Below are 2,928 nucleotides of genomic sequence, written 5' to 3'. Positions count from 1 at the left end.
GTGTGCGCTCTGAACTTTCTCGTTGGGTGCGCGGCAAATAGGTCTGTTTCTTGTGGTGGCTGGTTGCCCATTTATTTAGATAATAAGGATGTTGAGGTCATCAGTTCCAACCTTGCAAGAGATATTTTGAAGCATAACAAGCAGGGAGCCCATTTATGTGGTTGGAAAGATGGTCAAGAAACGAAGCAGCAAAGATAAAGATCTTACAGAAACAGAACAACAGCTCCTTCACGAGATGATAGAGACCTATCAAGGCTTAAAGATGATGTCACGCATCATGAAATTGATTGCCTTCATTCTCTTTATGTTTGTTATTGATTTTGCCCGCCTTATGGATGCGCTCGATAATATCTTATCACATTTAAAACAGTGTTTTTCAAAGAATTGAAGAACAGAATACTTGATTGGCTTGCTTTGATCGATGATGTAACAAATCCTTTTTAATAATATCCATAAAAGTTCTATTTCTTGCTTTTGCATTCCCAATAACAGCACTTGGAGATATAACTTGTACAAATGCATTACCCATAGAAAGACTTCCCTGATAACATTTTCCTTCTTGAGAAAAAACTTCTATGAAATGATTTGTATCAAGCAATGTATATGCAAAATCATCATCTATTTCAGCTATTAAATATAAATATATCTCATTAACACCATATGTTTTAAGGACTCTGGCATAATTACTTAATTGTGCAACGCCTGAATTTTTGTAATCTGCCGTGGGCTTTTTTAATTCTATTAAGACAACACGTTTTTTTCTTCAGAGTCGAAATAGATAGCTATATCAGGTCGGCTACATAATTCTGTTTTTTTTCTTCCAGAATTAATAGATAATGAATCAACGTTTGAAAGAAATTCTTGTATCGTTTTCTCACTTTGTAAATAGTTATAACTCATAAATTTATCATCAATTATCCATAAATTATTTTCTTCTAATGGCAAAGGAGAAAATTTATCAGCTGTTTTTCCTTGGTGAATAAATAAATTATGAATGTCTTTTTCTAAAGTTTTTGGTGTTAATAATTTAGAGAATTGATTCAAAATATCATCTCGGAATTGAATGTATTGTGTTAATTCTAAACTAGCAAATTTTTGTGCTTTTTGTAAATTTTCTTTTGGCTTTCCTTTGCCTTCATGAAGAGTTTTTCTGAATGCTAGTTTTCTTTTTGAATATTTTTTTTCCGCGTTTTCAATAAATGAATCTTCCTTGAAGACGCCCCCAATTACATCTTTTGTGTCTAAGAAGTCTACTAAATAAGGATATTCTTCAGCAATTTTTTTGAGAAGAGTGCTCTTTTTTTCTTTAATTTCCGGAAATTGGCTGTTAATTACTTCATTTAAAGTGTTTTTTAACGTTTGATTAATATCATCCCAAGTTAGTTGGGTTTCTAAGTCAGGATCTGTTTTATTAATCTCAAACTCATTCCGTTCGTCGTTAACACACTTATCCAAAATAGGCGATTCTAATAAAAATATCATCATCACATTGTTTATTGGATTGATATTTATAAACTTTGAAAAAGGCATAACAGTACGATTATTAGCACAATAGTAAGCCTCTACTTTAGTCTTAGAGTTTGTGTTCTCTTCAAAATAATAAGAAAGACTAAAGGGAATATTTGAAAGACCGATTTTGAGAGTTTTATTTTCTAAGTAAGGTAAATCTTGCGTATTGATTGTTCTTTTCTCTAAGCTTTCTACATCTTTTAAATTTTTTACATCCCTTAAGTTATTTACATCTTCTAAATTTTCTACATTATGTACATAAAAGTTAATTTGGATATTTTCATCTTTCTTTAAAAAAAGTAAAGGAAGAAGATGATAGTAAATTTCATTATGAACTAGGTTTATATCTAACACATTTTGTTTATAAGGTCTTTCAAAAGATAAATGTGTATTCCACCATTTATCTTTTTCGCCATTTTCTTTTTTAAAAGAATCTTGTGTAAACTGTGGAGTGAAATTCAGTGAAATTTGAGCATGATGTTCATCTTTGCTAAAACTAACGATTTTAACTTCTTCGAATATTTTCAAGTAAGTAATACGTCCAACCCCTTTACATCCTTCTTGAATTTTATAATCACTTTTATAAGTAGAGAAAGATTTGATATTCTCTTTTGTAAATCCATCTCCATTATCAAAAACATTTATAGAAAAAATTGGTTGATTCTCCCACAAATCTGCATTGCCATAAAGTTGGAATAAAATATCAATTTTTGTTGCATGAGCTTGTATAGAGTTAACGATAGATTCCTTAAGAACTGTAACGATATTCGTTTCTGAAGAAAGATCGCGGATTATAGCATTAAGATTGACAAGCATAAGTACACCAATATATTTTATTTATATATCTCGTTGTAATATTTAAATTTTATAATGATATTAAACACACTATTCCTGATGAAAAGTTAATAATTTCTCACCATAAGAGATATTGTATATGCTTGATAATGGTTTTTGTATAGAGGTATTGGACATATCTGTATCATTTTTATCTTCTGTAGAAATTGGCAAAAAATCTGTTCCTGTAGGACTGGAGGAAAAGATAATTGAACTCTATGATTTAGATCAACAGAAGGCTTTACTCTTAAGAAAAGAAGCTTATGTTTGACGCAAAAGTTTTAAAATCAAGACTTCTGATCCGTTGAGGCGTGAAGCTGTTGGTGAGTTTGTTAGAAATTTAGAGAATTTTTCACAACAAAACTTAGCAGAATTAAAAGACGTTCTTGAGAAAGTTTGCAAAAAAAGAGGCGTCCTATAGAGATAGGTTGAAAAATCCTATTCCCCTAACTTTATTTAGGCATCCCTTATCTTTTAAAAATATATGAAGAATCAAAAACTTAATAGTAATATAAAGCTATATGGTGGGCGATGAGAGACTCGAACTCCCGACATCCTCGGTGTAAACGAGGCGCTCTACCAGCT

At 30.8% G+C, this 2,928-nt stretch carries 3 protein-coding genes and 1 pseudogene; 3 read left to right on the top strand and 1 reads right to left on the bottom strand.

The window, feature by feature from the left end:
• Positions 1-198, top strand: a 198-nt coding sequence (locus tag ACFIQE_RS09380) for a hypothetical protein (protein ID WP_375707610.1), incomplete at its 5' end; no start/stop codon positions are given.
• Positions 158-388, top strand: a complete 231-nt coding sequence (locus ACFIQE_RS09375) for a hypothetical protein (RefSeq protein WP_375707609.1) — start codon at positions 158-160, stop codon at positions 386-388. The genes ACFIQE_RS09380 and ACFIQE_RS09375, both read left to right, overlap by 41 nt.
• A 353-nt stretch (positions 389-741) precedes the next feature.
• Here the strand turns inward: ACFIQE_RS09375 and ACFIQE_RS09370 are convergent, their stop codons facing one another.
• Positions 742-2,325, bottom strand: coding sequence for an ATP-binding protein (locus tag ACFIQE_RS09370; protein WP_375707608.1), 1,584 nt, complete (start codon positions 2,323-2,325; stop codon positions 742-744).
• A gap of 118 nt (positions 2,326-2,443) precedes the next feature.
• Here ACFIQE_RS09370 and ACFIQE_RS09365 point away from each other — a divergent pair.
• Positions 2,444-2,764: pseudogene (locus ACFIQE_RS09365) on the top strand (XRE family transcriptional regulator).
• The last annotated feature ends 164 nt before the right edge of the window (positions 2,765-2,928 follow it).

This window comes from Bartonella sp. AA1HLJMS (assembly GCF_042197445.1).
In the GTDB taxonomy this organism is placed as follows: Bacteria; Pseudomonadota; Alphaproteobacteria; order Rhizobiales; family Rhizobiaceae; genus Bartonella.
Note: the sequence above shows the minus strand (reverse complement) of the source record. Positions and strands in the feature narration are given on the sequence as shown.

What these genes read in the sequence shown, in the direction of transcription:
- ACFIQE_RS09370 (WP_375707608.1), bottom strand. Translation starts at nt 2,325, where the DNA reads ATGCTTGTCAATCTTAATGCTATAATCCGCGATCTTTCTTCAGAAACG.